The 19,721-nt window shown below is 58.9% G+C and carries 17 protein-coding genes; 10 read left to right on the plus strand and 7 right to left on the minus strand.

Annotated features, from left to right (window positions below; translation table 11 throughout):
• Positions 1–130: 130 nt before the first annotated feature.
• Both SIC15_RS18065 and SIC15_RS18070 read left to right on the plus strand, forming a co-directional pair.
• Positions 131–1,231 carry an efflux RND transporter periplasmic adaptor subunit gene (locus SIC15_RS18065; RefSeq protein ID WP_069182054.1) on the plus strand — a complete coding sequence of 367 codons (1,101 nt, stop codon included), beginning with the start codon at positions 131–133 and terminating at the stop codon, positions 1,229–1,231.
• Positions 1,231–4,320 (plus strand): efflux RND transporter permease subunit, encoded by a 3,090-nt coding sequence (locus SIC15_RS18070; protein ID WP_412536610.1) that lies wholly within the window; start codon positions 1,231–1,233, stop codon positions 4,318–4,320. Before SIC15_RS18065 ends, SIC15_RS18070 begins: the two co-directional genes overlap by 1 nt.
• A gap of 61 nt (positions 4,321–4,381) precedes the next feature.
• Here the strand turns inward: SIC15_RS18070 and SIC15_RS18075 are convergent, their stop codons facing one another.
• Both SIC15_RS18075 and SIC15_RS18080 read right to left on the minus strand, forming a co-directional pair.
• On the minus strand, positions 4,382–5,359 hold the full coding sequence (locus SIC15_RS18075; protein WP_412536611.1) for a helix-turn-helix domain-containing protein: 978 nt from the start codon (positions 5,357–5,359) through the stop codon (positions 4,382–4,384).
• Between the two features lie 97 nt (positions 5,360–5,456).
• Positions 5,457–7,136: a putative bifunctional diguanylate cyclase/phosphodiesterase gene (locus tag SIC15_RS18080; RefSeq protein ID WP_412536612.1), complete on the minus strand. Its 1,680-nt coding sequence runs from the start codon at positions 7,134–7,136 to the stop codon at positions 5,457–5,459.
• A gap of 236 nt (positions 7,137–7,372) precedes the next feature.
• On the opposite strand from SIC15_RS18080, the gene SIC15_RS18085 reads away from it, so the two are divergent.
• The 5 genes from SIC15_RS18085 (at position 7,373) to SIC15_RS18105 (ending at position 12,847) form a co-directional block, all read left to right on the plus strand.
• On the plus strand, positions 7,373–8,854 hold the full coding sequence (locus SIC15_RS18085; protein ID WP_412536613.1) for a methyl-accepting chemotaxis protein: 1,482 nt from the start codon (positions 7,373–7,375) through the stop codon (positions 8,852–8,854).
• Positions 8,855–8,904: 50 nt separating this feature from the next.
• The gene (locus tag SIC15_RS18090) at positions 8,905–9,219 is read left to right on the plus strand and encodes a DUF3301 domain-containing protein (protein WP_069182059.1); all 315 of its coding nucleotides are present in this window, start codon (positions 8,905–8,907) and stop codon (positions 9,217–9,219) included.
• Between the two features lie 129 nt (positions 9,220–9,348).
• Positions 9,349–10,275 carry an esterase/lipase family protein gene (locus SIC15_RS18095; RefSeq protein WP_069182060.1) on the plus strand — a complete coding sequence of 309 codons (927 nt, stop codon included), beginning with the start codon at positions 9,349–9,351 and terminating at the stop codon, positions 10,273–10,275.
• Between the two features lie 7 nt (positions 10,276–10,282).
• Positions 10,283–11,386, plus strand: a complete 1,104-nt coding sequence (locus tag SIC15_RS18100; RefSeq protein WP_412536614.1) for a lipase secretion chaperone — start codon at positions 10,283–10,285, stop codon at positions 11,384–11,386.
• Between the two features lie 78 nt (positions 11,387–11,464).
• Positions 11,465–12,847 carry a sensor histidine kinase gene (locus tag SIC15_RS18105; RefSeq protein WP_412536615.1) on the plus strand — a complete coding sequence of 461 codons (1,383 nt, stop codon included), beginning with the start codon at positions 11,465–11,467 and terminating at the stop codon, positions 12,845–12,847.
• Here the strand turns inward: SIC15_RS18105 and SIC15_RS18110 are convergent.
• Positions 12,780–13,439, minus strand: coding sequence for a response regulator transcription factor (locus SIC15_RS18110; protein WP_412536616.1), 660 nt, complete (start codon positions 13,437–13,439; stop codon positions 12,780–12,782). The two genes, SIC15_RS18105 and SIC15_RS18110, sit on opposite strands and share 68 nt — an antisense overlap.
• Before the next feature lie 210 nt (positions 13,440–13,649).
• On the opposite strand from SIC15_RS18110, the gene SIC15_RS18115 reads away from it, so the two are divergent.
• The 3 genes from SIC15_RS18115 (at position 13,650) to SIC15_RS18125 (ending at position 17,255) form a co-directional block, all read left to right on the plus strand.
• Positions 13,650–14,966, plus strand: coding sequence for a substrate-binding domain-containing protein (locus tag SIC15_RS18115; protein WP_412536617.1), 1,317 nt, complete (start codon positions 13,650–13,652; stop codon positions 14,964–14,966).
• A 113-nt stretch (positions 14,967–15,079) separates the two neighbouring features.
• A complete protein-coding gene (locus SIC15_RS18120) occupies positions 15,080–16,375 on the plus strand; it encodes a pyridoxal phosphate-dependent aminotransferase (RefSeq protein ID WP_412536618.1) in 1,296 nt (431 codons plus the stop codon).
• 55 nt (positions 16,376–16,430) lie between these two features.
• Entirely contained in the window at positions 16,431–17,255 is an 825-nt protein-coding gene (locus SIC15_RS18125) for an inositol monophosphatase family protein (protein WP_412536619.1), read from the plus strand.
• A gap of 285 nt (positions 17,256–17,540) precedes the next feature.
• Here SIC15_RS18125 and slmA read toward each other — a convergent pair whose 3' ends face one another.
• The 4 genes from slmA to SIC15_RS18145 all read right to left on the minus strand — a co-directional run bounded on the left by slmA (position 17,541) and on the right by SIC15_RS18145 (position 19,653).
• The gene (slmA, locus tag SIC15_RS18130; protein ID WP_008173360.1) at positions 17,541–18,128 is read right to left on the minus strand and encodes a nucleoid occlusion factor SlmA; all 588 of its coding nucleotides are present in this window, start codon (positions 18,126–18,128) and stop codon (positions 17,541–17,543) included.
• Positions 18,129–18,218: 90 nt separating this feature from the next.
• Positions 18,219–19,028 (minus strand): thiazole synthase, encoded by an 810-nt coding sequence (locus tag SIC15_RS18135; RefSeq protein WP_069182068.1) that lies wholly within the window; start codon positions 19,026–19,028, stop codon positions 18,219–18,221.
• Between the two features lie 72 nt (positions 19,029–19,100).
• Positions 19,101–19,301, minus strand: a complete 201-nt coding sequence (gene thiS, locus SIC15_RS18140) for a sulfur carrier protein ThiS (RefSeq protein ID WP_069182069.1) — start codon at positions 19,299–19,301, stop codon at positions 19,101–19,103.
• 25 nt (positions 19,302–19,326) lie between these two features.
• On the minus strand, positions 19,327–19,653 hold the full coding sequence (locus tag SIC15_RS18145) for a DUF423 domain-containing protein (protein ID WP_412537631.1): 327 nt from the start codon (positions 19,651–19,653) through the stop codon (positions 19,327–19,329).
• Between the last annotated feature and the right edge of the window lie 68 nt (positions 19,654–19,721).

Consider the following 19,721-nt stretch of genomic DNA (forward strand, 5'->3'; position numbering starts at 1 on the left):
TTGATGCTTGTCAAATCCGGCAAACCCGGAGTCTAGATAGAAATACTTACAACCCGGTGACAATAGCGACCCTGATTTTGTAGCATGCTATGATTCCCAAAATCTGACACAGATCCCCAGGACCCGAACCATGCGCACTGCTTCCCGCTTTATAATCGTCATTATTTTTCTCGGCGTAGTGCTCGGAGGCATCTTCGGCTACAAGTTCTACCAGTTTGGCCAGATGCAAGAGCAGATGTCCCAGCCTCAGCCACCCGCCCAGATTTCCGCGGTTGAGGCCCAGAAAGAAGCCTGGACGCCCGCCATCAAGGCTGTCGGCAGTGTTGAAGCCATCAACGGCATCCAGGTGGCCAACGAAGTGCCCGGCGTCATTGAGACCATCAATTTCGAATCCGGTGACCAGGTCAGCCGTGGTGATGTATTGATCCGGATTGATTCAGCAATCGATGAAGCCGCCCTGCGCACACGTCGCGCCGAGGCACAGTTGGCCGAGCAGGAGTTCAAGCGGGTGTCCGACCTGCTCCCCAAGCGCGCAGTGTCCCAGTCTCAGTACGATGAAGCCAAGGCCAATTTCGACGCGGCCCGCGCAAGGGTGAATGAAGCCGAAGCACAACTGAGCAAAAAAATCATTCGGGCGCCCTTTGATGGCACGCTGGGTATCCGGATGGTCGACCAGGGTGAGTATATTGCCACCGGCACCCCGATTGTCGAGATCAACATGCTGGATCCGATCTACGTCGACTATACCCTTTCCGAGAAAAACCTGCCGAACGTGAAGACCAGCTATCCGGTAGTCGCCACTGTCGCTGCCGTTCCGGAGCAGGATTTTGAAGGGTCCGTCAGCGCCATCAACACCTCGGTCAACCCGGAAACCCGGACGGTCCGTGTCCGCGCCACGCTCTCCAACCCGGACAACCTGCTGCGCCCCGGCATGTTTGCCACCGTTCTGACACAGCAGCCGGAAGACAACGAGGTTGTGACCGTGCCACGCACTGCAATCTCCTACAACACCTATGGCGATTTCGTGTTTGTGGTTGAGGAGAACGACGAGGGCAATCTGGTCGTTAGCCGCCGCACGGTAACCACCGGCGAAACCCGTAACACCCGTGTTGCCGTTCTGTCCGGCCTGGAGGCCGGCGAAACCGTCGTCGAGAAGGGTTTGCTGCGTCTGCGCGCTGGCCAGCAGGTGGCCATACAGGAAGAAGACCAGAAGCAGGGGGCGTCTGAGTAATGCGCTTCACTGACATATTTATTCACCGTCCCGTCCTGGCGACGGTGGTCAGCCTGCTGATCCTGCTCCTGGGCGCCCGGGCGGCCATGGAAATGGAGATCCGGCAATACCCCGAGCTCGAGAGCACCACCGTGACGGTCACTACGGCCTACCCCGGTGCCAGCTCAGACCTGATCAAGGGCTTTATCACCACGCCGCTGCAGCAGGCAATCGCTGAAGCCAGCGGCATCGACTATCTGACATCCACCAGTTCCCAGGGCACCTCCACCATCGAAGCAAAGATGGTGCTGAATTATGACGCCAACGCGGCCCTGGCGGAAATACAGGCCAAGGTGGCAAGCCAGCGGAACGTCCTGCCGGCCGAAGCCCAGGATCCGGTGATAACCTCCACCACCGGTGATTCGACGGCGCTGATGTACATTGCCTTTTACAGTAACGAGCTGGCCGTACCCCAGATCACCGATTACCTCACCCGCGTGGTCCAGCCCAGACTCCAGGCGCTCTCAGGAGTGGGCAAAGCGGAACTGCTGGGCCGCAAATTCGCCCTGCGGGTGTGGCTGGATCCGGAACGCCTGGCGGCGGTGGACATGACACCCCAGGAGGTGGTGGCCAGACTCAGGGCCAATAACTACCAGGCTGCCGTCGGTAACACCAAGGGCACCTACACCGAAATCAGTATGACCAGCGACACCGATGTGGGTGATCCGGATGCGTTCCGCAATCTGGTGGTCAAGCAATCCAATGGCACTCAGATCCGCCTGCAGGACATCGCCCGGGTTGAGCTGGGTTCTGAAACCTACGATCAACTGGCTCTGTACAAAGGCCAGCCGGCCACCTATGTCGCTATTGAGCTGGCTCCCGGGGCCAACCCTCTGACGGTCGCCGGTCTGGTAAAAGACCAGTTACCGGATATCGAAAGCCAGTTGCCTTCCGGTCTGGATGTGCGCCTGGCGTACGATGCCTCGGACTTCATCGAGGATTCCATCAACGAGGTTATCCAGACACTGCTGGAAGCCATGATCATCGTTCTGGTGGTGGTATTCCTGTGCCTCGGTTCCATCCGGGCGTCGATTGTTCCCTCCGTCGCCGTGCCACTGTCGCTGGTTGGCGGTGCGTTCATCATGCTGATGTTTGGTTTCTCGCTGAACCTGCTCACCCTGCTCTCCATGGTGCTGGCCATCGGCCTGGTGGTGGATGACGCCATTATCATGGTAGAGAACGTGCACCGACACATTGAACAGGGCGAATCGCGCTTCGATGCCGCCATAAACGGTGCCCGTGAAATGGCGGTGCCTATCATCGCCATGACCACAACGCTGGTGGCCGTCTATGCACCCATTGGTTTCATGGGCGGACTGGTGGGCTCGCTCTTTACGGAGTTTGCCTTCACGCTCGCCGGCACGGTCGTTATTTCAGGTATCGTGGCGCTGACCCTCTCACCAATGCTCTCGGGCATGGTTCTCAAGCCTCACGGCAACCCGGGGAAATTCGAAAATCTGGTAGAACGGTCTTTCAATGGAATCGCTTCGGGGTACAAATCAGCCCTGTCGTCCCTGATGCAAACCAAATCAGTGGTGATCTTCTTTGCTCTTGTAGTGCTTGGCTCGATCTACTTCATGGTCATGATGAGCCAGAACGAGCTCGCGCCCACTGAAGACCAGGGGATTCTCTTCTATCAAGGGCTTGGACCTCAGACTTCAACGCTTGATTATCTGACCGAGCATGGTGATGAGATACAGGAGCGCATGTCGACCGTTCCTGGTTACAATGAAGACTTCATGATCATCGGCATTACCGGACCGAACGCCGTGTTTGGTGGCTTCAAGATGGCTCCATGGAGCGAGCGTGACATCAGCCAGTTCGAAGCTCAGCCTTTGCTGGATGCGGAGCTCAAAAATGTCACCGGTCTTCAGACGGCGGTCTTCCCAAGGCCCTCACTTCCCGGTTCCGGCGGTGGCCTGCCGTTCCAGTTCGTGATTACCACCGGCAGCAGTTATGAGCAGCTGGACCAGGTTGCGGATGAGCTGCTGGGCAAGGCCATGGGCAGTGGCAACTTCATGTTCCTGCAGAAGTCCATCAACTTCGATCGACCAATTACCCGCATCAACGTTGACCGGGACCGGGTTGCCGACCTGGGCCTGTCCATGCAGGACGTTGGCCAGAGCCTGTCGAGCATGCTTGGTGGCGGCTACATCAACCGGTTCAGCATGGAAGGTCGTTCCTACCAGGTGATTCCACAGGTTGACCAGCAGTTCCGGCTGGACGCCCAGGCGCTCAATGAGTACTACATTCGTGCCGACAATGGCGAACTGGTACCACTGGGCAGCGTGGTGAGCTTCAGCCAGGATGTTGAACCGTCCAACCGGACCCAGTTCAACCAGCAGAACTCCCTGACACTTCAGGGCGTGGTTATGCCGGGGATTGCCGCCGGCACTGCCATGGACTTCATGGAGCAGACCGCAGCTGAGGTTTTCCCCCAGGGCTTCAGCTACGACTACACCGGTCAGAGCCGACAGTTGGCGACCCAGGGTAGCGCCCTGATGGTGACCTTCTTCCTGTCGCTGCTGGTGATTTACCTGGTGCTGGCGGCCCAGTTCGAAAGCTGGCGGGATCCGTTCATCATCCTGGTTTCGGTGCCCATGTCGGTTGCCGGCGCCATGGCGTTCATCGTGCTTGGCTTCGCCACCATGAACATCTACACCCAGGTGGGGCTGATAACGCTGATCGGAGTGGTCTCCAAGAACGGCATCCTGATTGTCGAGTTTGCCAACCAGTTGCAGAAGGAGCGCGGACTTAACAAGGTGGATGCAGTGATCGAGGCGGCGGCGATTCGCCTGCGGCCAATCATCATGACATCACTGGCGCTGATCTTTGCGATGGTACCGCTGCTGATTGCCATTGGCCCGGGCGCGGAAAGCCGCTTTGCCATCGGCCTGACGATCAGCGCAGGTCTTGGTATCGGCACCCTGTTCACCATCTTTGTGTTGCCGGCGTTCTACATCCTGCTGGGCCGTGATCATCACGGTTCAGCCTCCGATGAGTACGGCAACGGGTCCGAATCCGAAGGTAAATCGGCCCCCGCCCACTGACCCGGAGTAAGGCATCAGGCCCGGCCACGGCAACGTGAGCCGGGCTTTTTTGTGAATCACCTCAGGACATCAACAGGTCCGGCTCTTCCACAATCGGTTTGCCAGCTCCACTGCCCTGAAGGTTTCGCCGCCATTGAACCGTTTCGCTGGGCAATTCCCCGAAGTGTTCCCGGTACAGGGCCGCGAACCGCCCCAGGTGGGAAAAGCCTGCATCGGCGGCATACCATGAGATGTGCGGCACGTCGCACTGGCAGTCCACCAGACGCTGACGCACTCTTAGCAGCCGGTTTCGCTGGTACAACCGGTAAGGTGTCATACCGGTTTCCCGTTTCATCAGATAGTAGAGGTTACGTTCGCTGACGCCGGAATGGCTGGCCAGTTCCTGAAGGTTGAAGTCCCAGCCCGGCTCGTATCTGATTTTTTCGATGGCCCGGAGTAACCGACGATCGAGTTTCGGGCACTGACAGGCAAAATCCGATTTCACCGGGAGGCGTGTCAGGTTGCAGAAAAGCTCATTCGTGAGCCTGATGGCATCCGAATCATCCCGAAAGAAAGCTGCCCGATGAAGATAACAGGTGATGAGCTCTTCGTAGTTTGACAGACAGACGTCACTTGCATCGGGAACAACCGGCGCCGAAAAGTCCGGTTCCAGCCTGACAATCAATACCCTCGATCTCGGCGTCAGACGCAATCGAAACCGGTCTTCCGGCCATGCCAGGGCCAGCCCGCTCAGGTATTGCCAGGGTTCATCACGTGTTGCGATCTCGGGGTTGCCGGCCCTCGGTAACAGGAAAACAGGCTCAGTCGCCCGGCAGCCTGTAATTTCCATGCCCTCCGCTGCATACAGACAGATCAGGCGGCCACGCTCGGTGGTCAGCGTCGTCAAGGCACCTACCTGGTGGCCACTGCCCTCAAACAGGGAGCAGTCGATGTCGTCACACCCGGACAACTCGCGAATCGCGGCCAGCCACTCAGCGATGGAGGCACGATTAAGTCGAAGATAGGCATCGAGTTCCAGTTCTGGCGCAGTATTTGGCATAGAGATCCGGGATGAGAGTTTGCCCCTTATTAAAATAATCGGGGTGTCCGACCTAGCCAAATCTTGCAAAATGCCCGTGGAAAGGCATCGAACTGACCTAATCTTGATTTCGATCAAAAAATAAGGGAATCAGTTTCTGCCAGGGCGCTGGCCTGGCCATCAGGAAACCCTGCCCACGGTGGCAGTTCAACTCCCGCAGTTTGTTGTGCTGCTCCTCGGTCTCGATACCTTCGGCAACCACTTCCAGATCGAGGGCCTCGGCAATTCCCAGGATCGCCGAGACGATTCGGGAATCGCGGGATTTTCCGCCAAGACGCCATATAAACTGACGATCAATCTTCAAGACCTGCACAGGAAGCGCATGCAAATAGGCGAGAGAAGAGTAGCCGGTCCCGAAATCGTCGATCGCAACCACCACGCCCTGCTCGCCGAATTCCTGCAGCCGGTTCAGACATTGTCGCGACAAATTCATCAGATGGGTTTCAGTAATCTCGATTTCCGGTACCCAGCCCACACCAAGAATGCGTTCAAACAGCGGCGTCAGCAAGGCCTCCAAACGGGAATCGGTAATCTGACGCGCCGAAATATTGATCGCCAGACCGAGCCCTTCAGGTAACCTTGCCGTCTTGTCTGAGAGATCGGCTAACACACACCGCACCAGATGCTCGGTCAGCTCATGGATGTGGCCCCGCTGTTCGGCAATGGCAACAAAATCCCCCGGTGATACCGGGCCGAATTCCGGATGATTCCAGCGCAGCAGCGCCTCCACCACAGCGACCTCACCAGTCGCGAGGTGGTACTGGGGTTGATAGACCACACTGAATTCCTCTGGGGCGGTCTTCACCGATGCGATCAACGCCTCGGAAAGACGCTGCCTGTACCGCCCCCTCTCGGTATCCACAGCACTGTAAATCCGGTAGCAGGACCGCCCCGCCATCTTGGCCGAGTACATTGCCCGATCTGCATTTTGCAACAGCTCAGCACCGGTTCGGCCATGACCCGGGTAGACGGCAGCGCCAACCGATGCCGACAGAAAGTACTCCCGCGCACCTAAGATGATCGGCGCCTGGAAAATCTGCGTCATGCGCTGACATACACTCTCCAGGTCCTCATCATTCTGCAGTTCGATGATAACCGCGAACTCATCGCCGGAAAGCCGTGCAACCACATCGCCCTTTCGCAGAACACTCTTTATACACTGGGCAGCCTGCTGCAGCACCTGATCGCCACATTCATGTCCGTGCAAGTCGTTTATAGACTTGAAGAAGTCGAGATCGACGTACAGCACCGCAAAACATCCGCCGTCACGCTCCCGCTGAGCCACACGAGCTTTTAGAAACTCCTGGAACAGCGAACGGTTGGGCAGCTCCGTCAGCGGATCGTAATAGGCCAGCGAGGCCAGACGTTCATCGCCGGCAGCAATGTCGCCAACATCGGTAAAGACACCGGCAAAGAACTGTCGCCCGTCGCGGATCACAGGATAAATCGTCAACCATTGGGGGTAAGTCTCGCCATTCTTGCGACGATTCCAGATCACCCCTTCCCAACGCCCGTAATCACTCAGGCTTTTCCACATGGCCTGATAGAACTCCGGCGAATGAAGCCCGGAGCTGAGCATCGACGGCGCCTGACCAACCACCTCCTCCGCCTGGTACCCGGTTACAGACCGGAACATCCGATTCACATAGGCAATTCTGGGCTCCGTCGTCGACAGCATGATTGCCCTGGGGTGGTTATCCACCAGCGCCCTGAAATCTTGTTGTTGTAATACCTGCATGCACTGCTCACTCCCTTCGTGCAGCCCTGAACCTGGTCAGACCAGTTGCAGTCACCAGCATAATCAGTATCTGTCGCCAACCTAGCCACATATTGCAAAAACACAATTGCTACGACCAAAGCAGGAGAAAACATGAAGAAACGTTCAATTTTTGCAATAACCGGATATCGAACAGACAGAAGGCGGCCGATAGTTAGTCAACGTCACGAGAACCGATACCGAGGCAAGAATACTTCATGCGAATCAACGAACCCGTCAGCCAAAAAGAACGGGGATACCCGGACCACTATCACCTGATCACCACCACCGACCTTCGCGGCAAGATCACCGCCGCCAATGAAGAGTTCGCCGAAGTGGCCGGCTACACAGTGGACGCCTTTGTCACCCCGATCCGCAAAGACGGTGAAATTGTTGAATTCCAGTCGGTTCGCACCCGTCCCCGGCCAGACCAGATTGCCCGGGCCGAAAAACTGTACGCAGCCTGGAACCGGGGCAAGGTGCCACGCCGATACCTGGCGATCAGCCCGCCGTTGTCACTGAAAATCGGCTGTCTCTATGGACTGCTCGCTTTCGCGCTTGCCTGGTTTGGCCTGTCCGAGCTGACGCTGCCTCACCTGCTGTTGTTGCAAGGGCTCGTGTTGTCGGTATTCATTGTCTTTTTCTGGCTGGCGCTACCGATGATGCGCAGTGCCAGGGCGGCCTGCTGCGAAGCGCATCCGGCCATGCCCTGGGTCTATACCGGCCGTCGGGATGAAGGCGCATGGATCGAATTCGATCGTCAGAAACGGGACGCGGTACTCAGGGCGGTTTCCGCCCGCATGCATGCCAACGTCGGCAAGCTCCATGGCCGGAAACAGCGCACCGTCGAGTGGGTTGCCAACTCGGTGGCCAGCATTCGCAGCCAGCAGGATGATATCCAGGACATAACCCGGGCCTTCGAGGAACTGGCAGAGAGCGTTCGTCGGGTCAGTGAGCTGACCGCCCGTACTCACGAGGCAACAGACGATGCACGCCAGTCAGCGGGCCAGTGTCGTGGTCAGATGACCTCCATGAACCAGTCATTGTCGGATTTGAAGGAACAGCTCACCGTTGCCAATGGACGCATGAAGACGCTGTCTGAAAAAAGCGACGCCATCGGCATGGTTCTGGACGTCATCTCGGACATCGCCGAGCAAACCAATCTGCTGGCATTGAATGCCGCCATCGAGGCCGCCCGCGCTGGCGAGTCAGGACGCGGCTTTGCCGTCGTTGCCGATGAGGTGCGAGGCCTGGCCCAGAGAACCCACGAATCCACCCGAAAGATCGAAGAGATGATCGGCGCCCTGCAAACCGAAACCCACGAAGTGGTCGAGGTGATCAACAGCGGCACCCACTGCTGCCAGCAGACGGCGGGCATCGCCAGTGAAGCCAGTGAAACCCTGGAGGCAACACTGAAAGATGTCGATGTCATAACCACCTGCACCCACGAAGTGGCGGGTGCCACCGAGCAACAGGCCGCGTTGAGCGTTCAGGTGGAACGCCAGGCGGCACGACTGCTGGAGCTGGGTAACCGCTCGGTCCAGAGCAGTGAAAACGCCCGGGAAGAATCCGAAAACCTGGGCAATAACGTGGATCAGGCCCAGCTACTTACCAGCCATTTCCTGCAGATGCTGGTCGATCGACTGTTACCGGCACCCGTGTCTGAAAGCGGTAAGCGATTCCCCGAGCCGACACAATAGGGTAGGCTGGCGATCAACCCTCTGACCAACCGTGGAAGATCGCTGCAACCGTGACCCTTGGAACCCTGTTCTGGCTGTTCGTGGCCGGATTCGCTGTCTGGTACTGGTGGCGCGCCAAAGCCATCAAGGATTTCGTGCTGCAGGCGGCGCATCGCTACTGCAAAAGCATGGACGTGATGCTGCTGGATGATGCGGTATTCCTCCGTGGTCTCTGGTTCAAGCGCGACGACCAGGGAAAGATCCGCGTGTGGCGCCGTTTCCTGTTCGATTTCACGTCTACCGGCGAGGAACGCTACACCGGGCGTATCATCATGCTGGGCCAACGCATCCAGCATATGGAACTGGAACCCCACCGGTTTTCCTGAATACGCAGCCTCCCTGTCCTCACCCATTTGGGCGATTCCTGATCGTTCCTTAGACACCAATAATCGACAACGCATCGACGACCGTCGGCTGCCTGATGCAGCCGTCAACAAAAACAACAGGAGTCACACATGCGTATTCGATTTACCACAGCAGTTCTGCTGGGGCTGGCCTTGCTGTCCGCCTCGTTCACAAGCTTCGCCGGCTATACCCAGACCCGCCATCCGATCGTTCTGGTTCATGGTGTCACCGGGTTCAACACCATTGGCGGTCTTGTAAACTATTTCCATACCATCCCCTGGAATCTTGAGCGCAGTGGCGCACGGGTCTATTCCGCCAGCGTTTCTTTCGTCAACAGCAGTGAACAGCGCGGCCAGCAACTGGCGAACTACGTGAACAGCCTCGGGCATTCAAAAGTCAACCTGATGGCCCACAGCCAGGGCGCGCCAACCTCCCGGGTAACCGCAGCCCTGATTCCTCACCGTATTGCCTCGATCACCTCCATCGATGGCGTCAACAAGGGCTCCAAAGTAGCCGATGTGGTTCGGGGCATCCTGCCACCCGGCAGCTACGTCGAGGGCGGCGCCAATGCCATAGCCAACGCCCTGGGGGACCTGGTGAATGCATTGTCCGGTGCGGACAATCCGCAGAACGGGCTGGCAGCTCTGGAAACCCTCACCACACCCGGAACAACCAGCCTCAACGACGCCCTTGGCTGGAAAGGCGTCAACAGGAATAGCTGCGCCGGCACCAGTGAAGATGTCTGGATCGACGGCAACCGCATCAAGTTCTTTTCCTGGACCGGACGGGGCGTGTGGACCAATGTGTTCGACATTACCGACCCCTTCCTGGGCGTGACCGCCCTGGCTTTCGGTAGCGAGCCCAACGACGGTCTTGTGGGCGTCTGCTCCACCATGATGGGCCGGGTGATCGGCACCCACTACGACATGAACCATGTGGATGCCATCAACCACCTCCTGGGTGCGCGTTCTCTGTGGACCAACCCGGTCACCCTTTACCGCACCCAGGCCAACCGGCTTAAAAACCGCGGTCTGTGAGGTAACCATGAAACGGACATCCATCGAAGCCCGTCGATGGCTGTTTCCCGGTGCCCTGTCGGCCATTCTGGCCGGCAGTGGTCTCTGGTACGGCCTCACCGATACCGCACCGACACAAGCCAGCAGCGCGGTTTCAAAGCCAACGCAATCCGCCATCCTGGCCGACTCAACAAGACCTTCGCAGGAGTCTGGCGAGCAAGGGCGCTTAGAAAACCTCAGTCAGGAGTCCGGGCCTGCCACGACACCCGATTCGCTCGGACCGCAACCCTTTGCCGCCTCACTTTCAGGCACGGAAATCGACGGTGCGCTGACCGCCGATGACAACGGTGAGCTTGTCATCAACCTCCAGGTCCGCGACTTCTTCGATTACTTCCTGAGCACAGTCGGCGAAGTCGCTCCGGAGACAGCCATTCAACAGATCGAGACGATGGCCAGGACTCACTTGCCAGAGCCCGCATCTGCTCAGGCAATGGCGTTGCTGGACGAATACCTCGCCTATAAGCAGGCATCCCTTCAGGTCATGCAGACGCGCCTCGATCCTGCACGGGCAGGCGAGCCGGCCTATCAGCTGGCTGCGCTGGGCGACGCTCTGGCACAGCTCAAGCAGCTGAGGTCTGCCACCTTCAGTCCCGAGTCCCACCGGGCTTTCTTCGGGCTCGAAGAGGCCTACAGTGAATACACCCTGGCGACCCTTGCCATTCAGCAACGCACGGACCTCAGCGAGCAGGGCAAACAGGCGCTCGTCCAATGGCACCGCAACCAGCTGCCAGAGCAACTGAGAACGACGGAACAACACCTGCATGCCAGCACCCGGCAGCAGCAAGCCCGAACTGCAGCCATCGAATCGGCGTCTTCGGCCGAGGAAGCCGGACGGCAACTGGCCGAGCTGGGCGTGAACCAGCAAGGCGTTGAGAGCGTCGTGAATTACCTGAAGCAACGGGAACACTTTGACCAGCGTTTCGAAGACTTCCGGGAAGCGGTGGACCGGGAAGCCTCGTCAGGACTGGCTGACGCTGATCTGGAGAAACAGCGGGAGGCATTACTGGAGCGACATTTCCCGCAGCAGCAGGACAGAACCTGGGCACGACTGAAAATGCTGGGCAACGGCTGACCAGAATGTGCCCGGGTTCCCGAAGACGTGGGCCGTGCCAGATACAATCCGGAGACCCACGCGATACTGGACACGGCCATGACGACCGAGCAGATCGAACAGCAGCAGACCGCCGGATTCCGCAACCTGCGCTTCACGCCAGACCTCGAAGAGGCCTTCCGGCGATCACGAGCCGGCCTGATCAGGCATCGGGCCAGGCCAGTCTCGATCGCCGGGCTGATCCTGTTTTTGATCTACGCGGTGATGGATGCACTGACCCTCCCTGCCGAGTTGGCCCAGGTCACAGTATCCATCCGGCTCGCGATTACCTGCCCTGTAATTGCCATTGTGATCTGGCTCGCCTACCGTCCAGTTCCTTCCGACATCAACTTTGAACGCATCTATACCCTCGCCTATCTCATGGGCGGCCTGAGCGTGGTGGCGATCATCGCGGCGGCGCGGCAGGCCGGGTATCCACTGCCCTACGAGGGCATGATCCTGATGCTCATGTTCGGATACTTCGCCATGGGGCTGCCGTTTTTCAACGCGTCCCTGGTGTCACTGGTACTGGTGATCAGCTACCTGATGATCGAGCTGTTGAACGGCATGTCCGGCGCCGCCCTCGCCACCAATCTGTTCTTTCTGACCACGGCCAACATCATTGGCATGGTGGGCGCCTGGACCAGCGAGTACCGTCACCGTGCACACTTCCTGGATCGTCAACTGCTGGATCGACTGCACCAGGCAACCAGGGATGAAAGCCGGCGAAAAACCGAACTGATCACCGCGGCCAGCCATGACCTTCGCCAGCCCCTGAACGTGATCGACATAACGCTGGAGAACCTTTCGCCTGGCCAGGACGGCTCCACCACCCGGCAGTTGAAGGATATGGTCCGACATCTTCGCCGCCTTCTCGGCACCGTCTTTGACAGCGCCAGACTGAATGAGGGCATGGTGCAGGCTGATATCCGGCCCACCTCACTGGCGCCGATTTTCCGGGATCTGAATGATCTGATGGCTGATTCATCGGGCAACAGTGACGTGACAGTGAAAATCGACCAGGGCACTGGCAACCTCAAGGTCATGGCCGATCCGTCCCTGCTGTCCCGGGTCCTCCAGAATCTGCTGTTCAATGCGGTGCAACATAGCGGTGGCAATCGTATTCACCTGTCTGCACGCAGCGTGGGTACGCAAGTTCTGTTGGAGGTCTCGGATAACGGAACCGGCGTGCCCCCCGAGCTGAACGATTCCCTGTTCTCACCCTACGTCAGGGGCCAGGGCCAGACAGACTACCCCGGCCTGGGTCTGGGCCTGACTATCGTAAAGGAATTCGTTGCCCTGATGCAGGGAACCTGTGGCGTCGAAACAGGGACCGGACGGGGGTCTGTGTTTTGGGTGCGGTTACCGGCGGCCCTCACAGCCAACCGCGTGCACGAGCCAGATTCACGCACTCCGTCCGGTTATGAACACCAAGCTGGGTGAAGATGGCCTTGAGGTGGGTTTTTACCGTGTGTTCCGTCAGGTTCAGACTCTGGCAGATGCGTTTATTGGGGAAGCCCTGTGCCAGGAGGAGAAGCACATCCATTTGCCGTGGCGTCAATGACAGATCCTGCGCCACGGGTTCCAGGCCGCCCGGGAAATAACCCTCACCACGACTAACAGACCGAACCATACTCACCAGAGCCGACCGACCGGCAGATTTCGCCAGAAAACCACTGGCACCGGCCGCCCTTGCTGCCCGCACCGTCGCCTCATCTTCACTACTTGAAATGATAACCACCGGAGGTGGGTCCCGGTGGACTGCCAGTCTCGGTAACAAGGCCAGCCCCGTCTCGCCCTGGAGTGCAATATCGAGCAGGATAAGCTGAAAATCGTCCTGGCGGGCCAGGAGACTTGAGGCAACCTCAACCGAGCTGGCCGTTATAACAGATTCGGCCAGCCCCTCCTGCCGGATTAAACCGGCCAACCCCTGGGCAAACAGGGCATGATCATCAACCAGCAACACCTTGTTCAAAGGAAGCGGCTGAGTGCGACAGGCAACAGACTGCCCCGTTTCTGATGTGATGGCATCCATGGATGAGCCTCTGCCCGCTGTGTTTATTTTTGTTACGGCGGATGACTCACTATAGGCCAGCGCGCCCTTGCTCTCCGCGTACTGCTTAACATTTTTTTACAGCCCCCGCCCGGGCACCTCCATTACGTGGGACCGATGAAACACAACTGTCATATTCCTGAAGCATCCTTCTCGGCTCCAACCAACTGACTGGTAAAGGCTTTTATCAAAATGCCGCGATTTACACGGATGACCTCAAAACTGCCGGGGCTGCTACTGCCAACGATAATGGCGTTCCAGGCCCAGGCCTATGATCTGGAAATTCATGGTTCCAATACCGTCGGCGCTACCCTGGCACCCATGCTGGTCACCGGCTACCTGGAAGAGCACGGCGGCGGGCAGGTTACGTCCAGGGGCACGGGCGTGGAGAACGAAAAAGTTCTGCGCACACCGGTGAACAACCGGGCGACGGAGGTGCTGGTGGCAGCGCACGGTTCAAGCACCGGCTTCAAGGCCCTGGCCGCCGGCAAAGCCCACATCTGGGCCTCTTCCCGGCCGGTAAAACCACAGGAGGCCGAGCAATTTCGTGCCAGGGCCGACCTCAATGCGCCAGAGAGCGAGCACGTCATTGCCATCGATGGACTGGCGATTCTGGTTCATCCCTCCAATCCCGTCAGCAAAATGAGTATCGAGACCCTGGGCCGGGTATTCTCCGGACAGATCCGGAACTGGTCAGAGCTGGGCGGCCCGGATCGCCCCATTCAACTCTACGCCAGGGACGACCGTTCCGGGACCTGGGACACCTTCAAATCCCTGGTACTGGGGAAAGAGTTCGAACTGGACAACACCGCCAGGCGCTACGAATCCAACGACCAGCTATCCGATGACGTTAGCCGGGATCCCTCCGGCATCGGCTTCTCCGGCCTGGCTTCGGTTCGAGACAGCAAACTGCTGGCCATCTCGGAAGGCAAAGCGCCAGCTCTGCGCCCCAATCAGCTCACCGTCGCCAGTGAGGACTACCCGCTGTCACGTCGATTGTTCATGTACACGCCGGGAAGTGATGTCCCGCCGCTCTCCGCCGGCCTGATCGGATTCGCCCTCGGCCAGCAGGGGCAGGCACTGGTGGCCGAATCCGGGTTCATTTCACAGAACCCCATCGCGGTGAAGCCGGAGTTCGACGACTCGACGCCCGAGAGCTTTCGCCGACTGACCGGTAACTACCATCGTCTGACCGTCAATTTCCGCTTCTCCGAAGGTCGAACCAAGCTCGATAACAAGGCGCGCCGCGACCTGCTGCGGGTTCAGCAGTACCTGCTCCAGAACGGTCGATCCGCTGATGACCTGTTATTGATCGGATTTGCCGACACCCAGAGCCACGAGCTGCGAGCCCAGATGATCTCCGAGCTTCGGGCCCTGTCGGTCCGCAAGGCCCTGCAGGAAGTGAACGTGCCGGAGGTTGCCTACACGGGTTATGGCCAGTACATGCCAGTGGGCGGCAGCGGCAACTCTCGCAACGGGCGCGTGGAAGTCTGGATCAAATCCCGTTAGCCGCGACCAAAGTCTGATGCCAAACTGCGGCAATCACCTATCCGCTGCGGCATCACACCTATGTTTGGGTTTTCTATACTGTTGGGGTCATTTCCAACCAACAGACAGGGACAATGGACATCCAAAACGACCACCGTTACGCGATCAACCTGAACGTTCGGGGCATTCAGCCCTCAGCCACCCTTCGCATCAATGAGCTGAGCAATCACCTCAAATCCGAAGGCAAGGACATTATCAAACTCGGGCTGGGGCAATCCCCCTTCCCGGTGCCCGATCGCGTGGTGGAGGCGCTGAAAGAGCACGCCCACGAAAAGGACTACCTGCCGGTCAAGGGCCTCAAAGGCCTGCGTGAGGCCATCGCCGGTTACATCCGCCGGAGCGAACGCATGCACTGTACCTGGGAGGACGTGCTCATCGGCCCGGGTTCCAAGGAGCTGCTGTTCATGCTCCAGCTGGCCTACTACGGGGACCTCCTGATCCCCAGCCCGAGCTGGGTTTCCTATGCGCCGCAAGCCCGGATCATCGGGCGCTCCGTACACTGGCTGCCGACCCATGCCGAAAACAACTGGCAACTGACCGCCGAAGAGCTGGATATCATCTGTCGCGATGATCCCTCGCGGCCCCGGATCCTGATCCTGAACTACCCGTCCAACCCCACGGGTTGCACCTACACCGACGACCAGCTGCTGGCCATCGCCAACGTGGCCCGCAAATACAAGCTGATTCTGCTGTCGGACGAAATCTACGGCGAAGTGCATTTCGAGGGCAGGCACAAATCCATCGCCCGCTATTACCCCGAAGGCACCATCATCAGTACGGGTCTGAGCAAGTGGGCCGGTGCCGGTGGCTGGCGCCTGGGCACATTTATTTTCCCCCGGGAATTGAGGCCGCTGCAGGACGCCATGGCGATCATCGCCAGCGAGACCTATACCGCCACCAGCGCACCAATCCAGCACGCAGCGATCGCGGCGTTCAACGGCGGTGAGGACATTGATGAATACCTGAAACAGTCCCGCCGTGTGTTGAAGGTTGTGGGCGAGTACATGCATCGCCGCCTGACCGAGATGGGCGCCGTGGTCCAGAAACCGGAAGGTGCGTTCTACCTGTTCCCCGACTTCTCCGGGTTCCGGGAGCAACTGGCCAGGAAAGACATCAAAACCAGCCAGGCCTTCTGCCAGGCTCTGCTGGAAAACACCGGCGTCGCCATCCTGCCCGCCAGCGACTTCGGCTTTGTGCCGGATCATCTTGGGGCCCGACTGGCCTTTGTTGACTTCGATGGAACCGAATCCCTGCACCTCGCCGGCACTGACTATGCCGAACAGGAGCTGGGCGACGATTTCGTCAAGCAGGCGTGTCCAAGACTGGTTCTGGCCATGGACAAGATGGAGCAGTGGCTGAACAGCCTCTGATTCTGCCGTGTTAGACTGGCGTCCTCATTCCTAGGGGATATTAACGGGGGGCGCCATGTCTGATTCTGTTTCTCTGCTCGAGATTACCGACTTTGCCGAAAACCTGGCCCGCGAAGCCGGCGAACTGATTCGCCGCGAGCGGGACAAAAACGCCCTGCGCACCGACTACAAACACCAGACCGAACTGGTCACCCACGCCGACGTGATGGCCGACGAATTCATTACCGGCGCCATCCGCAAGCGTTTCCCAGACCATCGAATCCTCTCCGAAGAAACCATGCCGGACCTGAGCCAGGCGGAAGAACTGGACACTCCTCTCTGGATCGTGGACCCCATCGACGGCACAGTGAACTACGCCTACGGCCATCCCCAGGTAGCCGTCTCAATTGCCTACGCCGAAAAAGGTCGCGTTCAGGTGGGTGTCGTGCATGCGCCTTTCCCCGGCGAAACCTTCCGGGCGACCCGCTCAGAAGGCGCGACGCTGAATGGCCGCCCCATCCGGCACAGCGGAGCAACCGTTCCGCGTGACTCCCTGTTCGCCACCGGCTTTCCCTATACCAAGGACGCCCTCGAGCCGTTGGTCAAACGCCTGGATGCGATGATTCACCAATGCCGAGACCTGCGCCGTATTGGCTCGGCGGCCCTGGATATCTGCTGGGTGGCCTGTGGTCGACTGGATATCTACTACGAGAACGTCAGCCCCTGGGACTTCGCCGCCGCCCGCCTGATCGCCCTGGAAGCCGGAGCCACAGCGGGCCACTTCAGCGAAGTACCTGAAGGCTATCCGGCGGACCTCTGGGGCCGCGATATCCTGATCTCGGCGCCGGCTGTCTGGGAGCCTGTTCGGTCTATTCTCCGGTCTGCCTCTGGGTACGACTGAGTGTGCAGGTAGGATTGAGGAGATATATCTCAAGAGTCTGATAGGCGGGGGCAGGAAGGGCTTTCCCGAAATGTCGGCGGCCATGGATGGCCGACGCCAAGCGCACATGGGTGAGGCGGAGCGTTTATGAAGCGAAGCTTCATGCGACAGACGAACGGCAGCAATCTGTGATTGCTGACTGGACCCCGAAGGGGTGCTCGTAGCGGTTTCGGGAAAGCCCTTTCTGCCCTCGCCTAAACTCCAGACCAAGCAGGCTAGGAAATCTTTAAGAGGCGAACGAAAAGGTCAGCCCCAAACACCCTCAGCAACCAGACCCCAACTCTCGTCGAAGTCGGTCGAGGGCAACCGCGAGAACGAAGACCGGATAAATCGCTGAATCCGGCCTTCAACGAACACCAGTACAAAATCCGCACCGCGGGCAGACGTGGTTCTGGGCCGTAAACCCTGGCGGATTTCACCTTCCTTGAGGGTCTGGCGAACCTGGGTTTCCAGGCGCTCGAAAAACTGGGAGGCACGCTTGCGCAAAGTGTCGTTTTCGCCCATCAGGGCGTCTCCGGTCAGCACGCAGCACAGGCCGGGATTACGTTCTGCGAAAACCAGCACCAGATGTACCAGCTGTTGAAGGCGAACCCGCACATCCTCCTGCTCCTGCAGGATCACCTGGCAGCGGGAGAACACCGCCTCCTCGGCGAACTCGATGAGCGCCTCGAACATCTTCCGCTTGCTGGGAAAGTGTCGGTACAGGGCCGCCTCGGTAACACCCACGGATTTTGCAAGGCCGGCGGTGGTGATGCGGGCTCCCGGATCCGTCTCCAGGAGTTCCACAAGGGCATGAAGAATCGCCTCGCGGCGACTGGGTTTCTGATCAGTCATGGCAGGACAGCAGCGCTCTGATTTATCGTTGTCGGGGCCGGTCGTTTTGCGCCGGCCCTCGGTTATCGTTAGTCAGGATTGTGCCCGAGATCAGAAGAAGGTGCCATCAATGGGCGAGGATGCACTGGCATAGAGTTTCTTAGGCATCCGGCCTGCCAGGTAGGCTTCCCGGCCAGCCTCGATGGCGAGGCGCATGGCATTGGCCATCTTGATCGGGTCTTTGGCCTGGGCGATGGCGGTATTCATCAATACGCCGTCGCAACCCAGCTCCATGGCGATGGTAGCGTCTGACGCAGTGCCGACGCCGGCGTCAACCAGTACGGGTACCTTCGCGTTTTCCACGATCAACCGGATGTTGTACCGGTTCTGGATACCCAGTCCGGAACCGATTGGCGCGCCCAGCGGCATGATGGCCACGCAACCCATATCTTCCAGGCGCTTGGCCAGCAGCGGGTCGTCCGAGCAGTAGACCATCACCTTGAAGCCATCCTTGATCAGCTCCTCAGCGGCCACCAGCGTTTCGGTCATGTTCGGATAGAGGGTCTTCTCCTCGCCGAGGACTTCCAGTTTCACCAGATCATGGCCATCCAGGAGCTCCCGGGCCAGCTTACAGGTGCGCACGGCATCCTTGGCGGTGTAGCAACCGGCGGTGTTCGGCAAAATGGTGTAATGATCCGGGGAAACCACATCCAGCAGGTTCGGCTCATCCGGATTCTGGCCGAGGTTGGTGCGGCGAACGGCAACGGTAACAATTTCTGCACCGCTCGACTCGATGGCATGACCGGTTTCCATCATGTCACGGTATTTCCCGGTGCCAACGAGCAGACGGGACTGGTAAACCCGCCCGGCAATTTCTAGCGGTCTGTCTTCTGGAAGCTGGATTTCGGATGTCTCTGTCATAAAGTTCCTGAATAATTTGAATACGGGAGGACGGAAACCGCTGTGGTTGCCGGGTCGGGCGGACCGGCCAGTTTAACCGCCGCCAATCGCGTGAACGACTTCCACACGGTCGCCATCGCTCAGGGTAAATTCCGGGTGTTGGCTGCGTGGCACGATGTCCTCGTTTACCTCGACCGCCAGCCGCTTGCCCGCGAGAGCCATCTTTTCAATCAGCGTGGCAACGGTTGCGCCTTTCGGCAGCTCCATTGCATCGCCATTCACCTGAACCTGCATCGTGACTCTTGCACCTCTGTATTCATCAATTGTTCCGGCGGAGACCGGAGGTTATTAACAGCGCCCAGCCCACCATGAAAGACATGCCGCCCAGAGGCGTAATCGGGCCGATCCAGCGGATGTCCGTAAGCACCAACAGGTAAAGACTGCCACTGAACAGCAGAATGCCAACGAGGAAAAATCCTGCCGACCAACCAAGCCATTTCCGGGGAAGCCCCTGCCCGCTGAGCAAAGCCAACAGAACCAGCGCAATGGAATGATACATCTGGTATGTGACGGCGGTCTGGAAAACTTCAAGTCCCCGGTCACTGACCAGGCCGCGCAGGCCGTGTGCGCCGAAGGCGCCTGCCATTACCGCCAGAAGCGCCAGAAAAGCTCCCGCGACCAGGGGCCATACAAGGACCCGCCCCGGGGTTTGAT

Source organism: Marinobacter sp. MIT932201 (assembly GCF_047123295.1).
Taxonomy (GTDB): domain Bacteria; phylum Pseudomonadota; class Gammaproteobacteria; order Pseudomonadales; family Oleiphilaceae; genus Marinobacter; species Marinobacter salsuginis.